Origin of the sequence: uncultured Megasphaera sp. (assembly GCF_900539295.1) — a bacterium.
In the GTDB taxonomy this organism is placed as follows: domain Bacteria; phylum Bacillota; class Negativicutes; order Veillonellales; family Megasphaeraceae; genus Megasphaera.
Genome location: NZ_UQBH01000003.1, coordinates 59,232 through 85,919, shown reverse-complemented (window position 1 = coordinate 85,919; position 26,688 = coordinate 59,232). Strand labels below are relative to the sequence as shown.

The 26,688-nt window shown below is 51.8% G+C and carries 27 protein-coding genes, 1 tRNA gene and 1 CRISPR repeat array; of the genes, 4 read left to right on the top strand and 24 right to left on the bottom strand.

Annotated features, from left to right (window positions below):
• Nucleotides 1-256 precede the first annotated feature (256 nt).
• Nucleotides 257-739: a CRISPR direct-repeat array (repeat unit 31 nt; unit sequence GTTTCAATCCACGCACCCGTTTGGGTGCGAC).
• A gap of 159 nt (nucleotides 740-898) precedes the next feature.
• From cas2 to QZQ46_RS01700, 4 genes are all read right to left on the bottom strand, one after another.
• Nucleotides 899-1,189: a CRISPR-associated endonuclease Cas2 gene (gene cas2, locus QZQ46_RS01715; RefSeq protein WP_296826230.1), complete on the bottom strand. Its 291-nt coding sequence runs from the start codon at nucleotides 1,187-1,189 to the stop codon at nucleotides 899-901.
• An 8-nt stretch (nucleotides 1,190-1,197) separates the two neighbouring features.
• Complete coding sequence (cas1c, locus tag QZQ46_RS01710) at nucleotides 1,198-2,229, bottom strand: type I-C CRISPR-associated endonuclease Cas1c (protein WP_296826229.1); 1,032 nt, start codon at nucleotides 2,227-2,229, stop codon at nucleotides 1,198-1,200.
• The gene (gene cas4 / locus QZQ46_RS01705) at nucleotides 2,226-2,891 is read right to left on the bottom strand and encodes a CRISPR-associated protein Cas4 (RefSeq protein WP_296826228.1); all 666 of its coding nucleotides are present in this window, start codon (nucleotides 2,889-2,891) and stop codon (nucleotides 2,226-2,228) included. Before cas4 ends, cas1c begins: the two co-directional genes overlap by 4 nt.
• A 106-nt stretch (nucleotides 2,892-2,997) precedes the next feature.
• Nucleotides 2,998-3,483, bottom strand: coding sequence for a hypothetical protein (locus QZQ46_RS01700; RefSeq protein ID WP_296826227.1), 486 nt, complete (start codon nucleotides 3,481-3,483; stop codon nucleotides 2,998-3,000).
• 432 nt (nucleotides 3,484-3,915) lie between these two features.
• Here QZQ46_RS01700 and QZQ46_RS01695 point away from each other — a divergent pair, with 432 nt between their 5' ends.
• Nucleotides 3,916-4,251: a DUF898 family protein gene (locus QZQ46_RS01695; RefSeq protein WP_296826226.1), complete on the top strand. Its 336-nt coding sequence runs from the start codon at nucleotides 3,916-3,918 to the stop codon at nucleotides 4,249-4,251.
• Nucleotides 4,252-4,534: 283 nt separating this feature from the next.
• Here QZQ46_RS01695 and QZQ46_RS01690 read toward each other — a convergent pair.
• The 15 genes from QZQ46_RS01690 to trmL form a co-directional block, all read right to left on the bottom strand.
• A tRNA-Ser gene (locus QZQ46_RS01690) sits at nucleotides 4,535-4,623 on the bottom strand.
• A gap of 228 nt (nucleotides 4,624-4,851) precedes the next feature.
• Nucleotides 4,852-5,718: a 16S rRNA (adenine(1518)-N(6)/adenine(1519)-N(6))-dimethyltransferase RsmA gene (gene rsmA, locus QZQ46_RS01685; protein ID WP_296826225.1), complete on the bottom strand. Its 867-nt coding sequence runs from the start codon at nucleotides 5,716-5,718 to the stop codon at nucleotides 4,852-4,854.
• On the bottom strand, nucleotides 5,718-6,263 hold the full coding sequence (gene rnmV, locus QZQ46_RS01680; RefSeq protein WP_296826224.1) for a ribonuclease M5: 546 nt from the start codon (nucleotides 6,261-6,263) through the stop codon (nucleotides 5,718-5,720). Before rnmV ends, rsmA begins: the two co-directional genes overlap by 1 nt.
• Nucleotides 6,256-7,506 carry a methionine gamma-lyase family protein gene (locus QZQ46_RS01675; RefSeq protein WP_296826270.1) on the bottom strand — a complete coding sequence of 417 codons (1,251 nt, stop codon included), beginning with the start codon at nucleotides 7,504-7,506 and terminating at the stop codon, nucleotides 6,256-6,258. Before QZQ46_RS01675 ends, rnmV begins: the two co-directional genes overlap by 8 nt.
• A 33-nt stretch (nucleotides 7,507-7,539) precedes the next feature.
• Nucleotides 7,540-8,466, bottom strand: a complete 927-nt coding sequence (gene miaA / locus QZQ46_RS01670; protein WP_296826223.1) for a tRNA (adenosine(37)-N6)-dimethylallyltransferase MiaA — start codon at nucleotides 8,464-8,466, stop codon at nucleotides 7,540-7,542.
• A complete protein-coding gene (locus QZQ46_RS01665) occupies nucleotides 8,454-9,254 on the bottom strand; it encodes a class I SAM-dependent methyltransferase (RefSeq protein ID WP_296826222.1) in 801 nt (266 codons plus the stop codon). Before QZQ46_RS01665 ends, miaA begins: the two co-directional genes overlap by 13 nt.
• A 5-nt stretch (nucleotides 9,255-9,259) precedes the next feature.
• Nucleotides 9,260-11,242 carry a DNA mismatch repair endonuclease MutL gene (mutL, locus tag QZQ46_RS01660; protein ID WP_296826221.1) on the bottom strand — a complete coding sequence of 661 codons (1,983 nt, stop codon included), beginning with the start codon at nucleotides 11,240-11,242 and terminating at the stop codon, nucleotides 9,260-9,262.
• Nucleotides 11,239-13,812, bottom strand: a complete 2,574-nt coding sequence (gene mutS / locus QZQ46_RS01655) for a DNA mismatch repair protein MutS (protein ID WP_296826268.1) — start codon at nucleotides 13,810-13,812, stop codon at nucleotides 11,239-11,241. Before mutS ends, mutL begins: the two co-directional genes overlap by 4 nt.
• Before the next feature lie 37 nt (nucleotides 13,813-13,849).
• Nucleotides 13,850-15,178 (bottom strand): tRNA (N6-isopentenyl adenosine(37)-C2)-methylthiotransferase MiaB, encoded by a 1,329-nt coding sequence (miaB, locus tag QZQ46_RS01650; protein WP_296826220.1) that lies wholly within the window; start codon nucleotides 15,176-15,178, stop codon nucleotides 13,850-13,852.
• A 212-nt stretch (nucleotides 15,179-15,390) separates the two neighbouring features.
• Entirely contained in the window at nucleotides 15,391-16,515 is a 1,125-nt protein-coding gene (locus QZQ46_RS01645; protein ID WP_296826219.1) for a DUF362 domain-containing protein, read from the bottom strand.
• A 126-nt stretch (nucleotides 16,516-16,641) separates the two neighbouring features.
• On the bottom strand, nucleotides 16,642-18,453 hold the full coding sequence (gene typA, locus QZQ46_RS01640; protein WP_296826218.1) for a translational GTPase TypA: 1,812 nt from the start codon (nucleotides 18,451-18,453) through the stop codon (nucleotides 16,642-16,644).
• Between the two features lie 192 nt (nucleotides 18,454-18,645).
• Entirely contained in the window at nucleotides 18,646-19,953 is a 1,308-nt protein-coding gene (locus QZQ46_RS01635; RefSeq protein ID WP_296826217.1) for a serine dehydratase subunit alpha family protein, read from the bottom strand.
• Nucleotides 19,954-20,194: 241 nt separating this feature from the next.
• A complete protein-coding gene (gene murB / locus QZQ46_RS01630) occupies nucleotides 20,195-21,121 on the bottom strand; it encodes a UDP-N-acetylmuramate dehydrogenase (RefSeq protein WP_296826216.1) in 927 nt (308 codons plus the stop codon).
• The gene (locus QZQ46_RS01625) at nucleotides 21,114-21,458 is read right to left on the bottom strand and encodes a YlbF family regulator (protein WP_296826215.1); all 345 of its coding nucleotides are present in this window, start codon (nucleotides 21,456-21,458) and stop codon (nucleotides 21,114-21,116) included. The genes murB and QZQ46_RS01625 overlap by 8 nt, the downstream gene beginning before the upstream one ends.
• Before the next feature lie 37 nt (nucleotides 21,459-21,495).
• Complete coding sequence (trmL, locus tag QZQ46_RS01620; RefSeq protein WP_296826214.1) at nucleotides 21,496-21,984, bottom strand: tRNA (uridine(34)/cytosine(34)/5-carboxymethylaminomethyluridine(34)-2'-O)-methyltransferase TrmL; 489 nt, start codon at nucleotides 21,982-21,984, stop codon at nucleotides 21,496-21,498.
• Nucleotides 21,985-22,142: 158 nt separating this feature from the next.
• Between trmL and QZQ46_RS01615 the strand changes: the two genes are divergently transcribed.
• The 3 genes from QZQ46_RS01615 to fliB all read left to right on the top strand — a co-directional run bounded on the left by QZQ46_RS01615 (nucleotide 22,143) and on the right by fliB (nucleotide 24,215).
• The gene (locus QZQ46_RS01615; protein ID WP_296826213.1) at nucleotides 22,143-22,571 is read left to right on the top strand and encodes a hypothetical protein; all 429 of its coding nucleotides are present in this window, start codon (nucleotides 22,143-22,145) and stop codon (nucleotides 22,569-22,571) included.
• Between the two features lie 25 nt (nucleotides 22,572-22,596).
• Nucleotides 22,597-23,262, top strand: a complete 666-nt coding sequence (locus tag QZQ46_RS01610) for a metal-dependent hydrolase (RefSeq protein ID WP_296826212.1) — start codon at nucleotides 22,597-22,599, stop codon at nucleotides 23,260-23,262.
• A 68-nt stretch (nucleotides 23,263-23,330) separates the two neighbouring features.
• Entirely contained in the window at nucleotides 23,331-24,215 is an 885-nt protein-coding gene (gene fliB, locus QZQ46_RS01605; RefSeq protein ID WP_296826211.1) for a flagellin lysine-N-methylase, read from the top strand.
• A 75-nt stretch (nucleotides 24,216-24,290) separates the two neighbouring features.
• Here fliB and QZQ46_RS01600 read toward each other — a convergent pair whose 3' ends face one another.
• The 5 genes from QZQ46_RS01600 to rplU form a co-directional block, all read right to left on the bottom strand.
• Nucleotides 24,291-25,145: a polysaccharide deacetylase family protein gene (locus QZQ46_RS01600; RefSeq protein ID WP_296826210.1), complete on the bottom strand. Its 855-nt coding sequence runs from the start codon at nucleotides 25,143-25,145 to the stop codon at nucleotides 24,291-24,293.
• Between the two features lie 10 nt (nucleotides 25,146-25,155).
• Nucleotides 25,156-25,554, bottom strand: coding sequence for a hypothetical protein (locus QZQ46_RS01595; RefSeq protein WP_296826209.1), 399 nt, complete (start codon nucleotides 25,552-25,554; stop codon nucleotides 25,156-25,158).
• A 149-nt stretch (nucleotides 25,555-25,703) separates the two neighbouring features.
• A complete protein-coding gene (gene rpmA, locus QZQ46_RS01590) occupies nucleotides 25,704-25,988 on the bottom strand; it encodes a 50S ribosomal protein L27 (RefSeq protein ID WP_020311207.1) in 285 nt (94 codons plus the stop codon).
• Between the two features lie 19 nt (nucleotides 25,989-26,007).
• On the bottom strand, nucleotides 26,008-26,316 hold the full coding sequence (locus tag QZQ46_RS01585) for a ribosomal-processing cysteine protease Prp (RefSeq protein ID WP_296826208.1): 309 nt from the start codon (nucleotides 26,314-26,316) through the stop codon (nucleotides 26,008-26,010).
• Nucleotides 26,316-26,627 carry a 50S ribosomal protein L21 gene (gene rplU / locus QZQ46_RS01580; RefSeq protein ID WP_296826207.1) on the bottom strand — a complete coding sequence of 104 codons (312 nt, stop codon included), beginning with the start codon at nucleotides 26,625-26,627 and terminating at the stop codon, nucleotides 26,316-26,318. Before rplU ends, QZQ46_RS01585 begins: the two co-directional genes overlap by 1 nt.
• Between the last annotated feature and the right edge of the window lie 61 nt (nucleotides 26,628-26,688).

Sequence of the window (26,688 nt, the reverse complement as noted above, 5' to 3'; positions counted from 1 at the left end):
AGATGCGGCAAGCAGTCCTAAAGAACTACTTGCCGCATCCATTCTTTCAACCCGCGCACCCAAAAGGGTGCGATACTGCTTCACAGAAGACAACTACAACATATATGTTTCAATCCACACACCTTCTTCAAGATTCACAAGAGGAAAAGGTGTGACACTTACTTTTTTATTATACCATTCCCACCATCGCCCTTTCAATCGCCACGGCCATTTAACTTAAAAAATAGGGCAACATAGTCACGAAAATACGACTTACATGTACATCCACGCACCCGTTGGGGTGCGACAATTTTCTACGCGCCGAACGACAACGATACGGGGTTTCAATCCACGCACCCGTTGGGGTGCGACGATGACTTCCTAAAAACACATGAAGCAATAACAGTTTCAATCCACGCACCCGTTTGGGTGCGACTGACGACGGAAAGATACACGGTTCTATTATCCCGTTTCAATCCACGCACCCATTTGGGTGCGACCCAACGTCGAAAGTCTGCGCATTGTCTTGGTCGCGTTTCAATCCACGCACCCGTTTGGGTGCGACCGGACCCGGTGCCGTTAGCTCGTTTCATGCCCATGTTTCAATCCACGCACCCGTTTGGGTGCGACTGTTGCAGGCTCCCCGTTAGTTATACACGCCAAAGTTTCAATCCACGCACCCGTTTGGGTGCGACTCGGCGTGGCCGTATTGGGCTTTTTGTTGGTTTTGTTTCAATCCACGCACCCGTTTGGGTGCGACAGCGACAACCCATGTTTCCTCAGCTACTATCCTGATAAAATTGGGCTGTATTCCCACTTTTATACTAAATCGCCTTAATTTTCTTCCTATTTTCTCTTTATATCTCCTTTAAAACCCCACAAATCAGCCTGAAAATGGAATGTCCTTCCCTTTCGCACCTTATATGATGAGAGTGCTTTCAATGTCATAGGCCGGCTTGGCTCCGACGTGTTTGACCTTTAAGTCCTTTGTCTTTCCCAAGTAATAGAACCGCAGACTATCCTGAGCTTCGTCAATAATCTTGATCAGCTTCAGTTCCAGCGTCTTGCACTGGGCCGGATCTACCTTGCATTCAAAAACGGAGTTTTGAACGCGCTGTCCGTAGTTTTGGCAGACCTTTGCTACCTTTCGCAGACGGCTTTTTCCGGCGCTGTCGACGGTGCTGATATCATAAGTTATTAAGACGTACATAGCCATCCCTACTTCCATAAAAACGGCGGGTATCCGTCTAAATCGCCGCGCAGATACCGTGCCAACAATAAGGCCTGAGCATGAGGAACGAGCCCCCATTTTATCTTTTCCTGCAAAAAAGGATGCTGAATCATTTCTTCTTTATGGTCGTGCCAGTACGACAAGACTTTTCGGCGTCCTTCGTCGGTAAGTAAGACGGCGCCTCCGTCTTCCTGATAAAAATCGCTGCCCTTGATTTTCTTGGTGTTGACCATGGCCAGGGCCGTGCGGTCCACCATGACCGGCCGAAGCTCTTCCATCAAATCCAAGGCCAGAGACTGACGTCCCGGACGGTCGCGATGGAGGAAACCCACGTAGGAATCGAGACCGACGCCCTCTAAGGCTGCGCCGGCATCATTGGCCAACATGGCGTATAAAAAGGACAATAAGCAGTTCATTCGATCTAGGGGCGGCCGCCGGTTGCGTTCTGTAAAGAAGAAATCTTCTTTTTGATTGAGTATCATAGCATCGAAAACGGAAAAATAAGCTGCTCCGGCCTTTCCTTCAATACCTCGTATTTCGTCCAGATCCGCTGCCGAAAGCAGGGACCGGCAAGCCTCTTTCATAAGGGCCGACGTCTTTTGAAAATCTTCCATGGGCAGCCTCATTTCGTGGTCGCGCATCATGCGTTCCAATACCCAGCGACCATTATAGAGCTTCCCTAAAATAAAGGCCCGTGCCAGGGAAACACTCCGTTCCTCACAGTCAGACCAGCGGTACTGCTCTTTGCGAAGCAAGACGTTGCCGTTGGTCTTGCCGATGACTCGTGCCTGAAAACGGCCTTGCGGCGACATGAAATTCAAGGCGATGTTCATATCGGCACATTTTTTCATCAAGGCCGGGCTGGCTCCCAGATAACTGAAGGTTGTGATCTGCTCAAAATTATGCAGGGGAAATCGAGCCAGGGCAGCCTGATCTTTTAAGACGACGATATTCTCTCCGTCTAAAGACAGGTAGACCCCGTCCGTCGTTACAAATAAGGTATTCAATAAGGGCTTCATTCGACCAGCCTCTTTTCTAAATAAGCCTGAACCGAGGTATCCGGCTTTAATTTCGGTATACAAACATCCTGCAGGGAGCATTTTCGGCATCCCTTACGCCGCCTTACTTTAGGCGTGTATCCACGTTGAATATATTGGCGCATCTGTTTCAGCAGCTCGATGATGGTTTCCCGCTGCTGCTCTGAAAATACCGTTTCCTGCCGACGCCTCGTTTCTCCGTAATAAATATAGCCGTAGGGAATAGTCGTACAGAACATCTCTTCCAAACAGAGTGCCTGTAATTTCAGTTGAAGAACATCTTCCTCGCCCTCTTTCGGCCGTCCCCGCTTATATTCGATGGGAATCACTTCGTAGGTCCCGTTAAAAGCCGGAATGAAGACACCATCCTTCTTTTCATGGAGTTCTACGATATCACAATCGCCGGAAATCCCTAAGGATGCAGAAAAGACACGCATCCCCCGTACGATAATCTTCCCCTTTCGCTTTTCCCGGCTCATGGGGTCATGAGCCTTATCGTGCAGGGCATGGCCCTCGATGGTCAAGACATTTTCCTGCCACTGCCCTTCAAGGTAATCCAAGGCCCACTGGCGCGGACAGAAGGCAAAATGCTGAATTTCTGCAATCTGTAAATACTCTTCTTCTGAATAAGTTCGATTCTCCATGTTATCACCTGTTTCAAAACGAAAACATCCTTTCTTAATGAATTCGCCGCAGACAACAAAAAACCCTGCAAAATTCATTGCAGGGTTTGGTGATTGTTATAACAGATTAGTTATTAACGTGGGTTCTCCAGTATTCCGTGGCGCCCGTAATGTCAGCGATTTTCCAGAACAAGCCGTCAAAGAAGGCCTGGTTGTTTTCCGTCATTTCTTGTCTGACGTTTACGCCATTATGCATAACTCGGTCGACGGAGATATAGCGTTCGGAGTTGCCCGTGTAGGTCGAGAAGGTAACGTTGTACGGGTCGAGCTGGCTGATAGCAACGTCGCCGCTGCCTTTCTGTACTTTGTAAACCAATCCACCTAAAGCAGGAACACTGCTTTCACGGTTGGAAAAATAGGTGCTGGAAGGATCCAGATAATAGTTACTGTCTTCATCAGAGCCGATAAACGGATAGGTTCCGTAGAGAGGCGCCGTGGAATATGACGATTGACCGGCAGGAACTATCGTAGCTGCAAAAGAAGTCGACGACACAGGAAGTAATACTGCGGCTAAAACCCAAAACATTGCAATTAACATACTTTTTTTCTGCATAGTAACATCCTCCATTTCCAGTTTTCAAATGCTATTAAAAATTACTTTTTGTTATTATAACACAAATCAAATAGTCAGTCTAGATAAAATGTATCCTCTACCAACGCTTTTGTCTTATTGCACGGCAATGAATACTTGACTGATAAACCGCTCCGTTCCAGGTATTATACCGTACGTCCCCCTCAAAATCACCAGCTCATTTCCGCCGCACATCCCCTGCTTCAGCCGATATCGGGAGTCCTCTTTCAGTCGGATTTTTTCATTATTGCCACAAGGATATTCTTATATTACCTTATTTAAGTGTATAATTGGTATAATAAAGACAAAAATTTGGTATAATAGAACCAATCCATCTCGACTCGATAATTGGGAATATAGGAAAGACGGCAAGTCCCTTATCGCAGCGAAATTTAAAGAAAGCAGGTGTTATCCATGAACGTTTCAAAAGAATCTCAATTCGAAGGATCGGTACTCGGTTTTATCGGCTACTACCTGATCATGACCCTCCTGACGATATTCACCTTAGGCATTGCCTATCCCTGGGGCTTCGTCATGTTCCAGCGTTGGCTCTGCCGCAATACGGTCATCGACGGCCACCGTCTCTATTTCGACGGAACGGGGGCCCAACTCTTTGGCAATTACATAAAATGGTGGTTCTTCACGGCAATTACCTTGGGAATCTACGGATTCTGGCTCTACAATAAGATGACCAATTGGCGAGTAAAACACACCCACATGGTATCGTCAGGAGACAGCCTCGAAACCTAATAAGGAAATGAGGATGAACTCGCAGCAATCACAAAGCCGCGAGTTCATCCTAAAGGGCTCACTGCCGGAAGCAATCTATTCTGACCTTGGATTGTGTGAAAGGATTACAATATCGCCCCCGCCTGACTGGAAGATATGTATCCCTTCGGAAGGCACGATCAATGCACGAAAAACACTGTTGGGGTAGATGTTGGGGTAGAGAAAACCCTCAGCCAATAGAAATTATAAAAAAGAAAGCCGCACTGTTAAACCTATAAAAGGCTTAACAGTGCGGCTTTTCGTATGGCGGAGCGGGTGGGATTCGAACCCACGAGACCTTTCGGCCTAACTGATTTCGAGTCAGCCCCGTTATGACCACTTCGATACCGCTCCACAAAAGACTTAATTAGTATATCACGGTACATTCTATTCGTCAAGTAATTTTCCCGTAAGTTCCTCATCGTCGCCAGAAGAGCTGCTCTTTTAAACCGTCTTTGCCAGCGCGCTTCCTTGGGGTGGAAGAGGTATCACGATGGGATTCCCCATGAACGGAGGTGAAGTCACCTCCATTCACAGCGAATCTTTATCGGGAGCATCCGAAATTTTCCGAATAAAGATAGCTTACAAGGTTTCACCCTTTGTCGTTTTCACCCAGTCATTGGCGATGTCGGCAAATTCTTGGAGCGACAAGGTTTCACCCCGGCGCTGACCGTCGATCGATGCAGATTCCAAGACCTTGGCAATCTGTTCCTTAGTCATGCCCGTATTCTTTAAGGCATTGGACAAGGTTTTCCGCCGCTGCTGGAAGGCCGCTTTGACGACCGAAAAGAACCGCTTTTCATCGGTCAGTTCTACCGGCGGCTGTTGGCGGACGTCCATGGCGACGACAGCCGACGTAACTTCCGGTGCCGGCATGAAGCATTTCGGCGAGATTTCAAAGAGCATCTTCGGTTCCGTATAGTACTGGACCGAAACCGAGAGAGCCCCGTAGATTTTATGACCCGGCACGGCTACCATCCGTTCGGCTACTTCCTTTTGAACCATGACGACGATCCGTTCAATAGGAAGTTTCTGTTCTAAGAGCTTCATGATGATCGGCGTCGTAATGTAATAGGGCAGGTTGGCACAGACCTTGAAGGGCTTGTGGTTCATAAGCGTTTCGATATCCGTACGCATGATGTCCCCGTGGACGACTCGGACGTTGTCGTAGTGTTCCAGTGTCTTGTCGAGGACGGGCAGCAGATTATCGTCCAATTCGACAGCCGTAACGGCAGCTCCTGTTTCGGCCAAAGCCTGGGTCAGGGTGCCGATGCCCGGCCCGATTTCAAGAACCGGATCGCCTTCACTGAGATCCGCCGCATCGGCGATGTCATCGACGACACTGTGACGGATGAGGAAGTTCTGCCCTAATTTTTTATTCATGCGCAGGCCAAAGCGGTTGACGACGTAGCGGACGACGTCGGGATTAGATAAGTCGACTTCTTTCATTATTTCACCTCATCGATCTGGCGAATAGCCTGGTCCCACTCCTGGCGGGTAACACCGTAATGATTTAATCGTTTTAAAAACTGCTTGGCATTGCCGTAGCCGATGCCGAGAATGGCCCCGACTTCAGCCCGACGGTCAGACGCGTCAGGACTGCCGTTCAGGCCTGCCCCGGAAAGGTCGCTCATGGAAAAGATTTCCTGGGGCTCATAGACGGCAGAGCGGACCTTGGATAAGGCCAGGCGGATGGCTTCAGGAGAAGCCTGTTCGACGCCGAGGTCGTCGTTGGCAATGGCATCCTTCCGGGGAATAAAGGCGTGCTTGGCTTCCGGAAAGCGGTCGGTCAGAAACTTTCGAATCTGTTCGCCCGCCCGGTCGGGATCGGTCAAAATGATGATGCCCCGCTTTTCATAGGCACAGCGAATCTGATCCAGCGTATGGGGTTTTAAGTTGAAACCATCGGTCGTAATCATGTCGACGTCAATGTGACTGGCCCGGATACGGGCGACGTCAGACCTTCCTTCGACGACGAGGACTTCCTTAATCATGAGCCGCTCCTTCCCGATGTTCGGCGATGTACTGGGCGGCGCTTAAGATGGCCAGTACATTGTGTTCAAAGACGATGCCCCCTTGGAGGTAAATCATGTACGGTTCGCGAATGGGACCGTCAGCCGACAGCTCAATCGACGAACCTTGGACGAAGTCGCCGGCTGCCATGATAATCTTATCGGCATAGCCCGGCATATCATCAGGAATGGGCGTTACATGAGCATCGACAGGCGAAAAGCCCTGGATTCCCTGGCAAAAGAGGCACATATTCTGCTCGTTTTCTAAATAGATAGTCTGAATCAAATCGACGCGGGGCGTCGTAACGGCCGGCGATACGCGAAAGCCCATTTTCTCAAAAACGGCAGCTGCAAAGACTGCCCCTTTAATGGCCTGAGCCGTTACGTGAGGCGCCATGAAAAATCCCTGGAAAAAGAGGCGGTAACCGGCAGCATAGGAACCGAGTTCGTCGCCGAGTCCCGGAGCCGTCAGGTAGTCGGCTGCGGCTTCGACTAATTCGGTCTTGCCGGCGATATAGCCGCCCGTAGGGGCAATACCGCCGCCGGGATTCTTGATGAGCGAACCGGCGATGATATCGGCTCCGGCTTCGATAGGTTCCCGTTCAGCGGCAAATTCACCGTAGCAGTTATCGACGAAGCAGATCGTCTTCGGGCTGACTTTTCGGACGACGGCGATAATCTTTTCGATATCTTCGATGGTGAGCGATGCCCGCGTGCTGTAGCCGCGAGAACGCTGGATGAGGACCAGTTTCGGCTGCTTTGCGCCGACCTGCTGTTCAATACCGGAAAGGTCATAAGCATTGTCCTTCAAAGGAACTTCTTCGTAGGCGACGCCGATTTCTTTCAAGGAGTGCGGCGTATGGCGGGCATAGCCGATGACGCCCTGCATCGTATCGTAAGGAGCCCCGACGAGGCTCATCATAAGGTCCCCCGTATGGAGGAGGGACAACAGGACCGTCGCCAAAGCATGGGTGCCGGAAACAAAATGAGGCCGGACCAAGGCTTTTTCCGCCTTGAAGACCCGGGCAAAGACTTCATCGAGTTTTTCCCGGCCCATGTCACTATAGCCGTAACCCGACGTGCCGGCAAACTGATAGGAAGAAATTTGAGCTTCCTTATAGGCTTTCAATACTTTTTCCGTATTTTTCAGACAAATGGTGTCAATGCGTTCAAACTGAGGGGCACACTGTGCCAGTGCTTCTTTTCGTAAAACTTCTAAATCCAGAGACAATGTCGTTGATTCCTTTCTATCTATAAGCTAAAAATTGATATCCTCCAAAACAGCGGTTATCAATCCTTGTTCGTTATCATAGTGATCCTTATCGTACCAGTGAATATATGGCATCCGCTTGAACCAGGTCAGCTGGCGCTTGGCAAAATGCCGCGTCCGGGCCTTGATTTGACGAATGGCCTCGTCAAGGGGCATCTGCCCCAGGACGTACTGCCCCAGTTCCTGATAGCCAATGGCTTTCATGGCCTGGCTGTCCAAAGAAATGCCAAGGTCCAACAGGTGCCGGACTTCATCGACCCAGCCGTCATCTACCATGACGTCGACCCGCTCTTCGATGCGGGAATACAAAACTTCCCGCGGCAGGCGAAGGCCGATGACATAGGCGTCATAGACGAGGTCATGAGCCTTGCCCTGACGGACGAAAGAGTGCCCTTCCCCCTGCTCGATGGCGCTGACCAGCCGGGTCAGGCGATGGGTGTTGGACAGGAGTTCGTGCCAGTCCGGCGGCTCCCAATCCGTTTCTTTCCGGATATAGTCTTTGAGGGTTTCCTCATCGAAGCCTTCTAACTTGGCCTGAGCTCGCCGTTTATCGGCTTCCGTCATCCGCGAGGTCTGAAAGTCATAGCCTTCGAGGAGGGACTGGACGTAGAGGCCCGTACCGCCGACGAGGATAGGAATTTTCCCTTCGCTATTAACAGCCGTAATGGCTTCGCCAGCCATCTTGCAGAATTTAGCCGCTGAATAAGGCTCATCAGGGCCTGCGATGTCGATCAGGTAATGGCGGTAACGGGCCAGTTCATCCGCCGTCGGTTTTGCCGTGCCGATATCCATATGGCGATAAATCTGATAAGCATCGCCGGAAACGAGGTCCGTTCCGTAATGGTCGGCCAGAGCAAAGCTGAGGGCCGTCTTTCCGACTGCCGTCGGACCGATGATGGCAATTACTTTTTCCATGATTCACACTCCAATACGGCATAGCCAATATGGCTGTATTTGCCGCCATACAATTTCGCCTGGGGGAAATCCCGGCACAGCTGCGTAAAGTCCCGCTCTTTAATGACGACCCGGCGCCGCGCCTTCTGAATAGCTTGTTCAATGAGGTCCGGCGTAAGACTGCCGTGATTCATAATGGCCCGCACGGGCTGGAATTGGCAGCTCCCTTCAACGGGGCGCTGGAACATGGGGTCAAAATAGAGGACATCGTAATGAGGGCCCTCATCGTTTTTAAGATAAGTGCGGTAATCGCCGCGGCGAAGGGAAATGCGGCGCAGTGCCGCCGTGATGTCGTCCTTTTCATGGACGAAATGAGAAAAGCCCCAGGACGTTACGGCCGCCAGGAGGGGCGACACTTCTAAGGCCTCTACCACCGATCCCTCGGGAAGTCCGAAGGAAGCGACGATGGAGTCGGCGCCAAAGCCGCAGGTGCAGTCCAGAACCGACAAGGGCACATCCCCCGGAGTCCCGCCCTGAAGGGCCGTCAACAAATGATCCGGCTGGCCCTTTCGGATGTGCTGCGTCCGGAGTTCAGCCATATTGAGGCTGAAAAAATGACTGCCTTCGGGACGGTCGATCTGCGGTCCCCGCGAGGAATAGACGAGAAAATTCGGCCCGTAGTCGGCCATCAAATCGGAGATGGTCCTCTTTCGCCGCGGCACAAAGGAAAAACCCATTTCTTCGGACCAGGCTCTTCCCTCATCCTGCAATTTTTCTTTGGCCTTCAAAGAAGGCACGACGTATATCATGGGCCTCATGTCCGTTTAAAGAGATGAGCCAATTCTTTTGGCGTAAAGCGGATGATGATCGGCCGGCCATGGGGGCAGACGTATGGCTTTTCTGTATGGAAGAGATCGTCCAGAAGCTGCTTCATCTGCCGAATGTTGAGGCGGTCTCCGGCCTTTACGGCACCGTGACACGAGAGATAAGCCAGGGAGCGGTGGCGGACCATGGCCTTATCGGGCTCCTTCTGATCGTGGAGGAGCTGGCAGATATCCTTCAAGGAATCGGCGATGTCGCTGCTCTGCAGGTCGCAGGGGACTTCTTCGATACGAAGAGTCGACGGCCCGGCTTCGGAATAGGCATAGCCCAGGTCGGAAAAGACATCCTGCCGCTCTAAGAGGAGGTTCATGTCGTCGCCGTCGACTTCGATGAATTCCGGCGTCAACAGCTGCTGACTCGGCATCCGTTCGACGCGACGGCAGAAGGTATCGTAGCGAATTCGTTCGTGGGCCGCGTGCTCGTCGACGATGTACAGATCCTGCCCTTTCTTGGCAACGATGAAGCAGTCGGCTACGACGCCGAGGGGAATGAAAACGTCGTCATCGCCTTCAAAGACGATTTTCGGCACCTCTTCCCCAGGCCCTGCCGCAACGGCTTCCGTCGCGCCGCCCTGGCCGTGCTGAGCCAAGGCCTCTGAAAAGAGGCGGCTGCTGTCGCTCGAACGAGACGGCGGTTCATAGTTCCGCTCCGTTCGAGGAAAAGACGAAGCAGGCCGACTGGTAAAGGAAAGGGTCGGACGCGATTCTTCCCGCAGGGCATCTTTTTCTTCCGGAGGAATAACTTTGCGCTCCCCTTCAAAGAGCGTCGGAATCGCCGGTTTGGGAGCTTCTGTCATCGGTGTAAAGGCCTTTACGACAGGCGCCGCTTCTGAAGCCCCAAGGCGTATTTCCTCGACAGCCGGTCGTTCTATCGTCTTTTCTTGCGACGGCGGCTCAATGGTCTTGGCCATATCTTCCGGCTTTTCCTGAGCCACGAGAGCCGTTACGATGCTGCGGTAAATGGCTCGATAGACGGCCTGTTCGTCAGAGAATTTAATTTCCGTCTTAGCCGGATGGACGTTGACGTCAATGACGGCCGGGTCGACGCGGAGGTGGAGCATGGCAAAGGGATAGCCCGATTTGGGCAGCATGGCATGGTAGGCGTTGTCGATGGCCTTGAACATCAAGGGGTTGTGGACGATGCGCTGATTGACGATGCACGTCTGCCAGCCGCGGTTGCTCTTTAGGACCGACGGTTTTCCGACGTAGCCTTCGATGGTAATCCCGTCTTGATCATAGGAGATGGCAAAGACTTCACGGGCCACTTGGGCACCGTAAATGTTGGCAATCGTCTCCCGCAGATCGCCGGTACCTCCGGTCTTCATCGTCGTACGGCCGTTATTGGTAAAAGTAAAGGCAATGGACGGGTTGGCTAAGGCCAATTTGGTCACCATTTCAGAAATTTTGGAGCTTTCCGTCCGCTCGCTCTTTAGGAACTTCCGCCGCGCCGGCGTATTGTAGAAGAGATCGCTTACTTCCATCGTCGTCCCGACGGGAGCGCCGGCCTGGTCTTCTGCCGTAATGACGCCGCCGTCGAGGAGGAGATGGGTTGCAAAGTCGTCACCTTCCTGACGGGTCGTAATCTGCATGTGCGAAACGGCGGCAATACTGGGCACGGCTTCCCCGCGAAATCCTAAGGACGTAATGGAAAAGATATCTTCGACGGAACTGATTTTACTCGTCCCGTGGCGGATGATGCACTTTTTGGCATCTTCGGCACTCATGCCGCAGCCGTCGTCGGTAACCCGCATATAGGATTGGCCACCGTCGGCGATTTCCACTTCAACGGCACCGGCGCCGGCATCGATGGCATTTTCGACGAGCTCTTTAATACACGACGCCGGCCGTTCGACGACTTCACCGGCAGCTATTTTATTGCGCGTTGCTTCATCTAAGACATGAATGATTGAACTCAATGGATTCCACTTCCCTCTTTGGCATCTTTTTGCAGACTATATAAGAAAGAAATCGCTTCGATAGGCGTCATGCTGCTCACATCGACGCCGAGCAGCTTGTCGATAACGGGACTCGAAAAGAGGCTGTCCCCCATAGGCGACGGCTCGGTAACGACAACGGGTCTCGCCGGCATCATCCCGCCGCCTTGCTGTTCAAGTTCTTCGAGGATGACATCAGCCCGCTTCAAGAGGCTTTCCGGAAGGCCTGCCAGCCGTGCGACGTGGAGGCCGTAACTGCGGTCGGCGCCGCCGGGCACGATGCGGCGCAGGAACTTGATGTGTTTCCCTCGTTCCTTGACGGCAACGGTGTAATTCTTAATCTTCGGCGAGTCGTCGGCCATGGCGATGAGCTCGTGATAATGGGTAGCAAACAAGGTCAGGCCATGGACGTTTTTTAGGCAGTATTCGATGACCGCCCGAGCAATGGACATGCCGTCAAAGGTACTCGTTCCGCGGCCGATTTCATCGAGGATGAGCAGGCTGCGGCTGGTGGCGTGCTTTAAGATGTAGGACACTTCTTTCATTTCCACCATGAAGGTACTCTGGCCGGTCAAGATATCGTCGCTGGCGCCGATACGGGTAAAGATGCGGTCTACCGGGCAGATTGACGCTTCCTTGGCCGGTATAAAAGAGCCGGCCTGGGCCATGAGGACCAATACGGCCACTTGGCGCATATACGTCGATTTACCGGCCATGTTGGGGCCTGTAATGACCAGGATTTCGTGGTCGTCGTGATTTAAGTTGACGTCGTTGGGGACGAACAATTCATCTTTTAAATACTGCTCTACAATGGGGTGGCGGCCGTCTTTGATGCGAACGGCTGCCTTAGTATTGAGGGCCGGCCGGACGTAACGGTTGTCATAGGCCGCTTCTGCCAAGCTGTACAGGCAGTCGATGCGGGCGATGGCTCGGGCCGTTTCCTGCATGTCCGGGATGTGGGCCTGAATGTCACGGCGGATGTCGCCGAACAATTTGTATTCTAATTCCAGCATCCGTTCCTGACTGGTCAGGGCCTTTATTTCAAATTCCTTCAGCTCCGGCGTAATATAGCGTTCGGCATTGACCAATGTCTGCTTGCGCACGTAGTAATCGGGAATCGGTTTTGTGTTGGAATGGGAAATTTCAAAGTAATAGCCGAAAACCTTAGTATAGCCGATTTTCAGCTTAATACCGGTCTTTTCTTTTTCCGCTTCTTCTAACTGCTGCAAAAAGGCATGGCTGTTGGCGGCAATGGAGCGGATTTCATCGAGATCCGGCGAAAAGCCGTTTTTGATGACGCCGCCGTTGCGGATAACCAACCCCGGTTCATCCTTGATGCCCCGGCATAAGAGGTCGTAGACGTCGTCATGGGTTTCCAGTCGGCCATTGAGACTGTGCAGCAAATCGGCTTCGGCACCGGACAAGACCTCTTTCAATTGAGGAATGACAGCCAAAGATTCGCGCAGGGCAACCATGTCCTTCGGCGTCGCCGTCCCCGTTTCGATACGCGTCAAAATCCGTTCGAAATCGTAAATCCGGTCGAGGACGTCGGCCAGGTCCTGGCGCATGATGTCGTGGAGGACCAGGTCTTCTACGGCATCTTGACGCCGCGTAATATCGGCGATGCGGATGAGCGGTGCTTCTAACCACTTGCGAAGAAGCCTTCCGCCCATGGCCGTATTGGTCTTGTCGAGGACGTCGAGGAGGGTCCCCCGGCGGCCGCCGTCGCGGACATTCTGGGTAACTTCCAAATGGCGCAGGCTGGCGGCGTCGATGACCAGGCGCCGTTCATTGTCGATATGTTCTAACGAATTGATGTGGGACACATCGGACTGCATGACGTCGCTGACATAAGCCAGGAGCATGCCGATGCAGGCGCCGGCCCGGGCAGCAGCGGCAAAGGATTCCGGCTGAAAATACGGCCGTGCCTGTTCCCGATAGTCAACATCGTCATCGACGGCAAAGGCCGTCACCGTGCACTGGGAAAGGTGCCCTTTCAGATAGCGCTGAACCTTTTCCATATGCTCGTCCATGTGGGCATAGATGAGTTCGCTCGGCTCGTAGACGGCAAGGATGTCAAACAACACGTCGCCCATCTCGGAGGCAGCGCAGTCAGCCCACAGGCATTCGCCGGTCGTAACGTCGGTCAGGGCAATGGAAATGATGCCCTGTCCTTCAGTCAGGCAGCCGATATAGTTGTTCTGTTTCGATGCGACGGCGTTTTCAAGGGTAATCGTCCCCGGCGTGATGACCTTGATGATCTTCCGTTTGACGATGCCTTTAGCCAGTTTCGGATCTTCTATCTGCTCACAAATCGCAACTTTATACCCTTTCTGGACTAAGCGCTCAATATAGGTATCGGCCGAATGAAAGGGGACGCCGCACATAGGGATTTTCTCCTTATTGCCGCCGGCCCGGCCGGTCAATGTCAAATCGAGTTCGCGCGATACCGTCAAGGCATCGTCAAAAAACATTTCATAGAAGTCGCCGAGGCGGAAAAAGAGGATTTTATCTTGGCACTGCTCTTTGACTTCCATGTACTGCTCCATCATGGGCGTTAATTTTTTCCCTGCCAAAGTCTCACCTTCCTTAGTGTACTAAGTGGCCTTTGAGAACCCACGTCTGGCCTTTGTCGACGGCGACGGGGACGGTATCGCCGATGGCGACGGACCCGTCATTTTCCCAAATAATCATCTTATTGCCCGTAGTCCGGCCAAACCAATGACCGGCGTCATTCTTCGTCGGACCTTCGACGATGACGTCGTAGACGCGGTTCTCCATCTCTTTATTTTTCTGTAAGCTGTATACGTTTTGGACATCCATCAGGCGCTGCAGACGGCGGCTCTTTTCATCCTGGGGAATCTGGTTTTCCATCGTCGCTGCCGGCGTTCCCGTTCGCGGCGAATAAATGAAGGTATAAGCCATGTCGTACTGGACGCGCTTCAAGAGCTCAAGCGTATCCTGGAACATGGCCTCCGTTTCCCCGGGGAAGCCGACGATGATATCCGTCGTCAGTACCAGGTCGGGCATGCGCTTTCTGGCGTAGTCGACGAGTTCCAAATAATGTTCCGTCGTATAACCGCGGTTCATCTTCTTTAAGAGTTCATCGGACCCGCACTGAATGGGAAGATGCATGTGATTGACGATTTTCTTGCTTTCGGCAATGGCATCGATCATGGCAAAAGTCATGTCCTTCGGGTGACTGGTCATATAGCGGACCCGTTCGATACCGTCAATGTCATCGACAGCCCGGACAAGCTTGGAAAAATCCGTTCCGTCCTTTAAGTCGAGGCCGTAAGAATTGACGTTCTGGCCGAGAAGGGTAATTTCCTTATAGCCTTCAGCGGCGACTTTCTTGATTTCTTCGACGATGGCCTCAATGGGACGGCTCACTTCGCGGCCCCGGACGTAGGGCACGATGCAGTAGGTGCAGAACTTATTGCAGCCGTTCATAATGGGAATCCAGGCAAAGAAATTTTGAAAGCGCTTGACCGGCATATCGTGGAAAGCCGGCAGACTCATATCGGCTTCCATGTAGTGGGCCTTCTTGCTGTTTCGCTTTTCGATGAGCTCAATGAGTTTATGAATGTTGTGGGTCCCAATGACCAGGTCGATATGCGGCGCCCGCTTAAAGAGCTTATCCTGCCACTCCTGAGCCATGCAGCCCGTGATGGCGATGATGAGATCTGGGTTTTTGGCCTTCAAATGCTTGAATTCGCCGATTTTCCCCAAGGTCTTATCTTCCGCCGTTTCCCGGACGCAGCAGGTGTTGACCAAGATGACGTCGGCCATGTCGAGGTCTTCCGTGTGGTGGTAGCCCAAGGCTTCCAACTGGCCTGCATAGTGCTCACTGTCAGACACATTGGCCTGACAGCCGTAGGATATAATATGATAAAATTGATTGCGCTGAAAATCCATGTATGTCTCTCCATTTATAAAAATCGTAATTTAGGTTTACATTACATGATAGCATATATCAGTATCCTGTGGCAAGAAAAAAGGAAGGGCCCTTTTTCCTACCAGATGTGCCTTTTGCCCCACGTCATAACGCGGTCTCAGGACCGAAAAAGCCCCTATAAGCCGGCGTGACTTATAGGGGCAAAGCACCTGTGGAGACAGGTTCTGTGTGCTTAATGAACGATGACTAATTCGTAGTCCCGCGTACCCAAACCGATTTTTTCCGCATGTTCCAAGGTCGTCTTCCAGTCGACGTTGGGGTTGCTGTCGAGGAAATGATCGTGGTGATGCTGCCAATCAGGCTGAGCCAAATTGTCGGACAGCTGGCTGTTGGGCATGGGAGCAGCCTTCTGACAGGCATCGACACAGGCTTGGTCGAGGGCAACCGGGTCAAAGGATGCAAACATGCCGATATTCGGCAGAATCGGTGCGTCGTTTTCGGCATGACAGTCGCAGTTCGGCGAAATGTCCATGACCATGTTGATATGGAAGCACGGACGGTCCTGACAGACGGCCTGAGCATATTCAGCCATTTTGCGGTCGAGTTTTTCGTTAGCATCCCATTCAACGGTCTGGATGGCGTCAAAAGCACAGGCGCCGATGCAGCGGCCGCAGCCCTTGCACAGTTCCTGATCGATATGAGCCACGTTGTCATCATAAGTAATGGCGTCAGAGCCGCATTCACTGGCGCAGCGATGACAGTTCCGACACAGGCTTTCATCGACGACGGGTTTGCCCGACGAATGCTGTTCCATCTTGCCGGCACGGCTGCCGCAGCCCATGCCGATGTTTTTAATAGCCCCGCCAAAGCCCGTCGATTCATGGCCTTTGAAGTGAGCTAAGCTGATGAAGACGTCGGCATCCATAATGGCCCGTCCGATTTTAGCGGCTTCGACGTATTCACCGTTTTTAACGGGAACTTCGACTTCATCCGTTCCGCGGAGGCCATCACCGATGATGATCTGACAGCCTGTCGTCACCGTGTTGTAGCCATTGAGGTTGGCACAGTCCAGGTGTTCCAGGGCATGTTTACGACTGCCCGGATAGAGAGTGTTGCAGTCCGTCAAGAAGGGGCGGCCGCCCAATTCCTTCACGAGGTCGGCAACGGCTTTGACATACTGCGGACGCAGGGATGCCAGACAGCCTAATTCCCCGAAGTGGAGTTTGATAGCCACGAATTTGCCGTCAAAGTTGATATTTCCGATGCCCGCCTTTTTACAGAGCTTCTGCAGCTTCTGTAAATTGTTCGTTCCTGGATGACAGCGAAAATCCGTAAAAAATACTTTTGATTGTTCCATAACCTTACCTCCTACCATAAATGACCTTAAACGGTTCTTTCTCATTATACGCCTTAGAGCATGCTCAAAGTCAAGAAAAAAGAAGGTTTGCCGCAAATGCAGCAAACCTTCTCTTTATATCGGTTATTACTGACCGCGGCGCATGGCCTTTTTGCGGTCGTGTTTGTCGAGGATAGCCTTGCGGATACGGATGCTCTGCGGCGTAACTTCGACGAGTTCGTCGTCATTGATCCATTCCAAAGCTTTTTCAAGGCCCATATCCTGAGGCGGCGTTAAGCGCAGTGCTTCGTCCGACGCGGAGGAACGGGTGTTGGTCAAGTGTTTCTTCTTGCAGGGGTTGACATCGATGTCGACGTCACGGTTGCTTTCACCGACGACCTGACCGAGATAAATTTCCTGGCCCGGTTCGATGAACATCGTACCGCGGTCCTGGAGGTTGAAGATACCGTAGCCCGTCGTCGTGCCCGATTCAAAGGCTACCAAACTGCCGCGGGTACGGCCCGGGATATCGCCCTTCCAAGGAGCATAGCCCTGGAAGACGTGGTACATGATGCCGTTGCCTTTAGTGGCCGTCAAGAATTCACTGCGGAAACCGATGAGGCCGCGGGCCGGAATGATGAATTCCAAGCGGGTGTAGCCGGAGATATCGGTCATGTTGACCATTTCAGCTTTACGCGTGCCGAGTTTTTCCATGACGGCGCCCATGAATTCAGGCGGAACGTCGATAGTGAGAGCTTCCAGCGGTTCGCAGCGCTGGCCGTTGATTTCTTTCGTAATGACGCTGGGCTTACCGATCTGGAGTTCATAGCCCTGGCGGCGCATTTCTTCGATGAGGACGGCGATGTGAAGTTCACCGCGGCCCGATACTTTGAAGGCATCGGCGCTGTCCGTTTCTTCGACACGGAGGGATACGTTGGTCTGGATTTCGCGGAACAGGCGGTCGCGGAGATGACGGCTGGTGACGTATTCCCCTTCCTGACCGGCAAAGGGGCTGTCGTTGACGTAGAAAATCATGGACAGGGTCGGTTCGTCAATGTCGATGCGCGGCAAGGCTTCCGGATTCTGCGGATCGGTAACGGTTTCACCGATCTTGAGGTCGGGAATGCCGACGATGCAGGCGATTTCGCCCATACCGGCTTCTTCCTGTTCGACACGCTTCAAGCCTTCATAGGTGTAGACGCGGCCGATTTTAGCCTTGCGCTGGCTTTCACCGTCGGTTACGACGACGTTCTGGTTAGCCCGCATTTTGCCGCGGACGATACGGCCGATGGCGATTTTACCGACATAATCGTCGTAATCGAGGGTCGTGACCATGAACTGGAGCGGGCCTTCGAGGTCGCCCTTGGGAGCCGGGCAGTGTTCGATGATCGTATTGAACAGCGGTTCGAGGTTGTCGCTGTCTTCATCCATAGAGGATTTGGCAATGCCGTCACGGCCGTTGGCGTAGACGACAGGGAAATCGAGCTGTTCGTCGTTGGCATCGAGTTCCATGAACAATTCAAGAACTTCGTCTTCGACTTCCGATACGCGGGCACCGGGTTTATCGATCTTGTTGATGACGACGATCGGCTTGAGCTGCTGTTCCAAAGCCTTGCGCAGAACGTATTTGGTCTGCGGCATAGGGCCTTCAAAAGCGTCGACCAGCAAAAGTACGCCGTCAACCATGTTCAGTACGCGTTCAACTTCGCCGCCAAAGTCAGCATGCCCCGGCGTGTCGACGATGTTGATTTTGACGCCTTCATGCATGACCGATGTATTTTTGGATAAGATTGTAATGCCGCGTTCACGTTCGATATCTCCCGAGTCCATGACCCGTTCTTCTACTTTTTCATTCGAACGGAAAACATGGCTCTGTTTGAGCATGGCATCGACGAGGGTCGTCTTACCATGGTCAACGTGAGCGATAATGGCAATGTTTCTAATATCTGTGCGTTCCATCTAATATCCTCTCTCTCATATAACAACATAGTTATAAACTAGGTTAGTATAGCACGAATAGAAAAAATTGTCCATGTTTTCAACGCGCCGGCATTAATTTTACATCTTTACTTAAATTTTAATTAAGAAAGACAACACAGCCCGGAAAGCAAAGCGCATCTTGCCTTCCGGGCTGTATCAAGATTTTCTATTTTATGCTTGGTTTTTGTGGAGCATGATTTGAAGGACTTCGTCGTCCGTCTGCTGCATCCCCTTGGTCGCCAAGAAGCCGACATTGCGCAGGCATTCATCGGCAGAGTTGGCAACGAGGCCGTCGGAGCCGGCAACGCGGACGTCGCTGAGGGCCAAGAGGACGGCTTCATAAGCACTGGTAACCGAGGCCAAGACCTTCATGCCGCAGCTGTTGGCAGCGCCGTCACAGACCATGCCGACGACGGATCCGGCCATCGTCGCCACGGCCTTTTCAATGACGTCTAAGGGATTGTCCTCAGCCAAAAGCCAGGCCATGCCGGCAGCGGCCCCCATCGCCGCCGTGACGGTGGCACAGAAGGCCGAGAGCTTAGGCAGGAAACTGTGGGCATAGATGGCGACCATACTGGACAAGGCCAGGGCGCGGACGCGTTTTTCTTCGTCGGCCTTTAAAAAGTCGGCTACGACGGTCACCGGCTCGGTAGCGGCAATGCCTTGGTTGCCCGACCCGGAATTGGTCATGGCCGGGAAGGCAGCGCCGCCCATGCGGGCGTCCGAGGCAGCGACGGAACGGATGCGGATGGCCTGCATCAAATCGTCGGCCAAGAGGCCCTTTTCAATCATTTTCTGCAGGCTGCAGCCCACTTTAAGGCCGTAATTTCCGGTCAGTCCCTCTTTCGACAAGTGGTCGTTGAGGCGTTCGGCCTCTATCAAAAAGGCGATATCTTCATACGGCACCTGTTCGGCAAATTCGACGATATCGGCTAACGTCAGGCCGTTTAGGAAGGCAATCTTGGGATCTTCTTCGCTGCCGGCTTCAACGCGTTCATCCAAAATCGGCCGACCGTCTTTTTCGATATAAACGATATTCGTATGGTCGTCGACGATGATGACCTGGACCCGGTGATTTTCGCCGTAGACGACGGCTTCGGCATAAAGCACATGAGGCGTATTGTCTTTAACGGAAACGGTAATCTTGCCGTCAGCGACATATTTCTTTCCGAGAGCCACGACGTCCGGCGTCAGATGCTGGAGCACCTGGAGGCCGGCATCGGCATCGCCGCCGAGGGCCCCGACGGCAGCCGCAATGGCAAGACCCGGCATCCCTGTTCCCGGCACGGTGACGCCCATGCCGTTTTTCATCAAATTGGCCGACACGAGACCGTCGATAAAGCGCACGGGCTCACCGAGTTCACGAGCCGCCGTCGCTGCCGCATAAGCCAGGGCAATGGGCTCAGTACAGCCCGTCGCCGGCGTTACATCTAATTTTATGATATCGATCATTTGCTTCCACACAGCCATCTTATCCATGGTACTAACCTGCCTTTTCATAAATTTCCCCGAACCCCTTCTTTATGATACTATAATAACATTTTTATAATGCTCACACAACATAACAGATCGGAATCACGGCCGCAGCACGAGGGACAAAACGGGCGAAAAAAAGGCAGCCTCCCGCCAACCGTCATGCCGCAAAAGGGCCATGACAACTGAAGGTAAGCTGCCTTTCGATATCGAGTTTTGGTAGCCCGACAGCCGCTGGGACTGTCCTTTAATCTTCTCCGATGATGCGGACTTCCGGTTCCAAATGGACGCCGTGAGCCTGTTCGACCCGAGCCTGCACTTCATGGATGACGTTGAGGACATCCTTGGCCGAGGCGTGACCCGTATTGACGACGAAGCCGGCATGCTTCACGGAAACCTGGGCATCGCCGCAGGACAATCCTTTTAAGCCGGTCTGATCGATGAGGGTCCCGGCAAAATATCCCGGCGGGCGCTTAAAGGTACTGCCGGCACTGTGCATCTCGAGGGGCTGCTTGCTGCGGCGGCGATTCATGAGGTCATCCATCTTAGCCTGGATTTCGTCACCCTTGCCGCTGCGCAAGGTCAATTCCACTTCGACGACAAATTCCTGAGACTTCTGGAATCGGCTCTGACGATAGGAAAAGCCGAAGTCCGGCGCTTCATAGGTGCGGACGCTGCCCTTGCGGTCTACGACCCGGACTCGGGACACGACGTGACTCATTTCACCGTCGTAAGCGCCGGCGTTCATAAAGACGGCACCGCCGAGAGTTCCCGGAATGCCGCAGGCAAATTCCATCCCCGTCAAGCCATTTTCCTGGGCGAACTGGCAGACGTCCTTCAGCATGTAGCCGGCACTGGCCAAGATCTTGCGGTCATGGCAGACCAAGGTCTTTTTCAAAGACTGGAGCTGAATGACGACGCCGCGGATACCGCCGTCGCGGACGAGGACGTTGGAACCGCCGCCAAGGACGGTGATGACCAGATCCAGTCGGCGGGCAGCCCGGATTGCCAAAGACATCTCCTTGACCGATTCGGGCAGCACTAACACATCGGCCGGACCGCCGACGGCGAAGGTTGTATGTTCACTCATCGGTTCGTTCAGCAGGATCCGTCCACTGGGAATGGATTTACTTAATTCTGAGACGAAAGTCGTCAGTGCATATTTATTAATCAAGGATGCTCATTCCTTCTGCCATTGAGTTCTGAATAATCTGAAATACTTCGCCGGCCATAGTCTGCCACTTATTATAGTGCGTCAAATATTCTACAGCCGTTTCGTTCTTTTTAACCAATTCGGCTTTCTGATTCAAAAGTTCAATTTTCTTACGAATCGGTTTGTCACCCATGGACTGGGCATAGGCGAGCTGTGCCTGGAGCATCAGAAAATCGCGGACCAATTTCTTGGTCTTTTCATCACTGTTGAGCTTCTCACCGGCTGCCAGGAGGGCTTTGTATTCTTCACATTCCTGAATGACGCCGGCCAACTCATGGGCCTTATCATAAATTTCCACGTTTACACCTCATTATCTCTAAAATAAACGGCCTTGACTAGGTAAGATTCTTGATGCCAATGCCGCTCTTGGCCAACCCCGGGAAGCCGAGTTGGCGCATGGCTTCATACGATACGATAGCGACCGTATTCGACAGGTTGAGACTCCGGGCATCCTCTACCATGGGGACGCGGAAACAGCGTTCGGGATTGGCCTTTAACAGGTCTTCCGGAAGGCCTTTGGTCTCCTTGCCAAATACGAGAAAATCATCTTCTTGGAACCGGATATCGGCGTAACACTGTTCCGATTTCGTCGTTAAATAAAAAAAGCGATGCTCCTTATATGTATCCAGAACTTCTTGAAAATTTTCATGAATCCGGACGTCGACGAGGGACCAGTAATCGAGCCCTGCCCGTTTTAAGTGCTTATCATCAATGGAAAAACCCAGCGGTTTTACCAAGTGCAGTGAAATGTGATTGGCTGCACACAATCGGGCGACATTGCCCGTATTGCCGGGAATTTCCGGCTCTACCATTACGATATGCATGTTATATCACTCTCCAATGGATATTGTACAGGATTTATACAGGAAGTACAAGAGGAACATTGCGTTTATGACTTTTTTATGGTACACTTATGAATAATAGTTATTATTTAATAGAAATACAGTTTTTCTGTAAATTTTTTAGAAAGAGGTGTCTTTTTATGGACAATTTTGACAACATTGCTCAGTATCCTATGTATTTCGCTCCCGGCTGTAGATTGCTGCAGCTGCAGCCCCAGATGGTTTCCGAAGTCTACGATTACCTGCGTCAGCTCTTCGGCAGCAACATGCATCTTTACACCCGCTGCTGTTTCCTCGATGACGCTAATCAGCACAACGACGAAGCCGTCTTCATCACCTTATGCGATACCTGTTTCAAAATCTATGGTGAAACCTATGCAAACCTGCATATGCGCGACTTCTGGAACGTCTATGACGAATACAAGGACGTCTATCCTCTCGGCGCCAAAGAAGCCGAACTCCGCGAAACCTTGAAGAACACCTTCTGTGGTTCGCTCCCGCAGAAACACGTTAAAGACTGGCTCGAAGAATGGAAGAAATGGAGCTTGAACAGTACGGAAAAAGACTAATTCGTCTTTAGGAGCAGAGGCTATCATGAAATTTAACTACTATGGTCATTCCGCATTCACCCTTTCTGATGACGTTACGACGATTCTCTTTGACCCGTTCATTACAGATAATCCCTGGACAGAAGTAAGTCCTACTGACATTGCCTGTCAATACATCATCATCACCCACGGTCACGGCGACCACTACGGCGATGCTGAAGCGATTGCCAAGGCCAATGACGCAACGATTATCAGTACCGCTGAAATTGCCAACAAGGCGGCTGATGCAGGCTGTAAAGCCCATGCCATGCATGTCGGCGGCAGTGCAGCCTTCCCCTTCGGTAGGGTACGACTGACTCCGGCCTTTCACGGTTCGGGCATTGCAGGCGGACTGGCCTGTGGTGTCATCGTCGAATTCGGCGGCAAACGCGTTTACTTTGCCGGTGATACCGGCCTCTTCTCAGATATGAAAATTCTCGACCGCTTCGGTCAAATCGATTGTGCCATCCTGCCCATTGGCGACAACTTCACCATGGGTATGGAAGATGCGGCGCTGGCGGCCTTATGGGTGCAGCCCCATTTCGTCATCCCCATCCACTACAAGACCTGGCCGATCATCGAAGCCGACCCGCAGGAGTACAAAACGTTAACCGAAACGAAGTACAACATCCCTGTACAGGTCGTAGAGCCGGGAACGACATATGAATTCTAACGCAAAAAGGAGCTGACTCTTGGCAGCTCCTTTTTTGTTCCCATCTCACGATAAAGGAAGGCGATTCATTGATTATTCCTTATTTTTATACCGATTTCCGCTGTAAAGCCGGTGACTGCAGACATACCTGCTGTCGGGGCTGGGAAATCGACATCGACGAAGATACCGCCGCTTACTATCATGAACTGCAAGGTCCTTTAGGCGAGGCCATCCGCAGCCATATAGAAAAAGGCGACGATGCCTGGCACTTCATCCTGACAAAAGATGAGGCCTGTCCCTTCCTCCGTACAGACGGACTCTGCCGGCTCATCCGAGAAGGCGGCGAAGACCTCCTTTGCCAAATCTGCCGTCTCCACCCCCGCTTCTTCGAGGTCGTGACCGACAAAGACGGCCGGGAAAGAGAACTCGGCGGCGTCGGTCTTGCCTGTGAAGCCGCCTGCGAGCTCCTTTTAAAAGAAAAAGGACCGCTTCATTTTTTAGACAGTGACGATCCGTCCGCCGCTTGGACCTTATCGGACATCCTGACAAGCCTCGGCTATACGCTGCAGGCAGACAGCCTCACCTATAGGCCTGACACGTCAAAAAAGAGGACGGACCAATTGTTGACAGTCCTCACTGAAACCGAACCCATCGACGCTGCTTGGACGGCCTCCCTCACGGCCTTAACCAAAGAAAGGCCGACGGAAGAGAGCTTACAGGCTTCCCTCCGAAAGGACCGCCCTTTATACCAAAGGATATACGACTACATCTTTTACCGTCAGCTGGAAACCTTTGCAGGCAGCTCCTTAGAAGTTCTGTCTCGATATGCCGGCCGCAATACGGACTTTATCGCCCTTACGGCGGTCGCCTCAGGCCACCTTCCCGAAGCCCTGCGCCGCTGGTCGGAGCAAATCGAATACGACATGGATAACGTAAGGCTTTTACAAGAAGCAGTCCTTACAGGGCGGCTGTAAGCCGGAGACCATCAAAAAATTCCTGTTTCAGGATATACCTGAAACAGGAATTTTTCTCAAGGAAAGGCCTTCCCACTACGGTTCGGGAATATGCTGGGCCAAATCCTTGGTTATTTCTATATGGCTGAAATATTGGTGACTCTTCCATAACAGGGCGCTGAAGGCACTGAAGGTCAGACGGAACCGGAAATGGTTGAAACTGATAGGGCCTTCAAACAGAGGAACCCGGTCGAGGTCATAAGGGTCATCCCAGGGAAAATCACGGCCCGTATTGACCGTAAAGGCGTAGCGGTACCCCGCTTCCTTCGTTTCTTCCATGACCATGTCATTATACTTCCCTTCCGGAAAGGCAATGAATTCGCAAGGTTTTCCCGTGGCCTTTTCAATAGCCGCCTTCGAGGCCTGCAGTTCATATCGCGCACCGGCCCGATCGAAGCTGGTCAGTGGCTTATGGCTCATCGTATGGGATCCGAATTCCATCCCGTCAGCCGCCATTTCATGAACTTGGTCCCAAGTCAGATAGCCCGGTGTTCCCACGAGGTTGATGATGAGGAAAATCGTCCCCCTCATGTGATACTTCTTTAAAATGGGATAGGCATCTTCATAATTGTCGACGTAGCCGTCATCAAAGGTGATGAGGACCGGCCGGTCGGGCAGATCGCCTTCGCCCCGCATGTAGGCATCGAACTGTTCCAAGGTGATGGAATGGTAGTCGTTGTCATGAAGGTATTTGATCTGTTGTTCAAAGTCAGCGGGCTTCATGGTCAAGACCGTATTGAACTTATTATTTACCTGGTGATAATTTAATACGGGCACGCCGGTCAGATGATAGTTCGTCGAACCGAAATACCAAAAAGAGAACACCCCGATGAGGAGGACCAAGATGGTGAGAGTGACGCCAATGATCCAGGAACATATTTTTTTCACCATAAGACTTCCTTTATTTTTTCAATTTTTCTGCAGTCTTGAAAAAATGGTTCTCTGTCAGCCATTCTTTGTTGCCCGTTTCCAAGGCTTCTTTCAATTCCTTGGTGCAGATGTTTTCCATCTGAATCGTCTCCAAGGTCGTCGTCATGTACTTCGTTTCTTCATACAGGTAGTTGTCCCATTCTTCTTTCACGACGGCGTCTTTCAATTCAAAGAGCAGGTCTTCCGACTCCTGCTGTACAGCCAGTAATTCAGTCCAATGGGCGTATTCTTCTTCCGTCAGGACGAACTCGCCGTACATATCCGTTTCCAGCTGCTCCTGAGAACAGACGATCGGCTTGGCATAGTCCCTTCCCGTCTCACGATCATAGACGTGGAGCTCACGGTTTTCTCCATTGACAGTAACGCGCATGGTGTACACCTCCGCTTGAGTTTAATCAAAGTAAATACAAGTTCTATTATACAGGATTTTAAGGCCGCGTCAAAGAGATTTTTACAAACAAAAAAAGAACTGACGCAGTCGGACTGAGCCTCACTGCGGCAGTTCTTTTCTTCACGTATTTACGCTTCTACAGGGTATACGCTGACTTTGCGGTTGTATTTACCAGCGCGTTCAAACGCAACTTTTCCTGCAGCCGTAGCAAATAACGTATCATCTTTACCGATACCTACGTTAGTGCCCGGATGGAAGTGCGTACCACGCTGGCGAACGATGATGTTGCCGGCTTTAACGATGACGCCGTCGTGGCATTTTACGCCAAGGCGTTTCGATTCGCTGTCACGGCCGTTACGCGTGGAGCCTGTCCCTTTTTTATGAGCGAAAAGCTGTAAGTTGAAATTGAACATTCCGTCCACCTCCTGACATCTATAAGTCGAGTACGACGTATTCTCCATACTGTCGCACCATTTCCTGCAATCCTCTTGCCATAGTCCCTAAGATGATCTGTGACGCTTCACAGGGCTTAGGAACTGTCACCGATAAGAAGCCTTCGTTTACTTCATAGGGTACGTCTTCCGAAGCATACTCCATGAGACCCAACAAGGCTGTCTGCGACAACGCCGATACGGCGGCACAGACGATATCACTACCTGCTTCAGCATAGTCGGCATGGCCGCTTATGCTAAATCCCGTATAGCGATCGTTCTTATCACGATGCATCGTAATGGTAATCATTAGCCTTCAATCTTTTCGATAGAAACTTTCGTGAACGGCTGACGATGACCCTGACGACGGCGATAGTTAGATTTTGCTTTGTATTTGAAAACAAGGATCTTCTTTTCTTTACCCTGAGCCAATACTTTTGCCGTTACTTTAGCGCCTTCGACAACGGGAGCACCTACTTTAACATCACCGTCGTTGACGACTGCCAATACCTGGTCGAATACGACATTGGAATCAATATCAGCGTCTAACTTTTCAACAAAGATGCTGTCGCCTTCCTGGACACGATACTGTTTTCCACCTGTTTTAATAATAGCGTACATGAGTGACACCTCCTCATCAATATACTCGCTGGATACGGCGTTCCGCAAAAGGACACTTGAC

Coding starts and splice junctions, on each gene's coding strand:
- QZQ46_RS01600 (WP_296826210.1), bottom strand. CDS start 25,145: ATGGTGAAAAAAATATGTTCCTGGATCATTGGCGTCACTCTCACCATC.
- mutS (WP_296826268.1), bottom strand. CDS start 13,812: ATGATGGAGCAGTACATGGAAGTCAAAGAGCAGTGCCAAGATAAAATC.
- QZQ46_RS01700 (WP_296826227.1), bottom strand. CDS start 3,483: ATGCAGAAAAAAAGTATGTTAATTGCAATGTTTTGGGTTTTAGCCGCA.
- QZQ46_RS01615 (WP_296826213.1), top strand. CDS start 22,143: ATGGACAATTTTGACAACATTGCTCAGTATCCTATGTATTTCGCTCCC.
- QZQ46_RS01645 (WP_296826219.1), bottom strand. CDS start 16,515: ATGGAACAATCAAAAGTATTTTTTACGGATTTTCGCTGTCATCCAGGA.
- cas1c (WP_296826229.1), bottom strand. CDS start 2,229: ATGAAGCCCTTATTGAATACCTTATTTGTAACGACGGACGGGGTCTAC.
- rnmV (WP_296826224.1), bottom strand. CDS start 6,263: ATGATTAAGGAAGTCCTCGTCGTCGAAGGAAGGTCTGACGTCGCCCGT.
- miaA (WP_296826223.1), bottom strand. CDS start 8,466: ATGGAAAAAGTAATTGCCATCATCGGTCCGACGGCAGTCGGAAAGACG.
- typA (WP_296826218.1), bottom strand. CDS start 18,453: ATGGAACGCACAGATATTAGAAACATTGCCATTATCGCTCACGTTGAC.
- rpmA (WP_020311207.1), bottom strand. CDS start 25,988: ATGTTCAATTTCAACTTACAGCTTTTCGCTCATAAAAAAGGGACAGGC.
- cas2 (WP_296826230.1), bottom strand. CDS start 1,189: ATGTACGTCTTAATAACTTATGATATCAGCACCGTCGACAGCGCCGGA.
- miaB (WP_296826220.1), bottom strand. CDS start 15,178: ATGGATTTTCAGCGCAATCAATTTTATCATATTATATCCTACGGCTGT.
- trmL (WP_296826214.1), bottom strand. CDS start 21,984: ATGCATATCGTAATGGTAGAGCCGGAAATTCCCGGCAATACGGGCAAT.
- rsmA (WP_296826225.1), bottom strand. CDS start 5,718: ATGAAAGAAGTCGACTTATCTAATCCCGACGTCGTCCGCTACGTCGTC.
- QZQ46_RS01585 (WP_296826208.1), bottom strand. CDS start 26,316: ATGATTACCATTACGATGCATCGTGATAAGAACGATCGCTATACGGGA.
- QZQ46_RS01695 (WP_296826226.1), top strand. CDS start 3,916: ATGAACGTTTCAAAAGAATCTCAATTCGAAGGATCGGTACTCGGTTTT.
- QZQ46_RS01635 (WP_296826217.1), bottom strand. CDS start 19,953: ATGGATAAGATGGCTGTGTGGAAGCAAATGATCGATATCATAAAATTA.
- rplU (WP_296826207.1), bottom strand. CDS start 26,627: ATGTACGCTATTATTAAAACAGGTGGAAAACAGTATCGTGTCCAGGAA.
- QZQ46_RS01665 (WP_296826222.1), bottom strand. CDS start 9,254: ATGATATACGTCGTGCCTTCTTTGAAGGCCAAAGAAAAATTGCAGGAT.
- QZQ46_RS01595 (WP_296826209.1), bottom strand. CDS start 25,554: ATGCGCGTTACTGTCAATGGAGAAAACCGTGAGCTCCACGTCTATGAT.
- QZQ46_RS01610 (WP_296826212.1), top strand. CDS start 22,597: ATGAAATTTAACTACTATGGTCATTCCGCATTCACCCTTTCTGATGAC.
- cas4 (WP_296826228.1), bottom strand. CDS start 2,891: ATGGAGAATCGAACTTATTCAGAAGAAGAGTATTTACAGATTGCAGAA.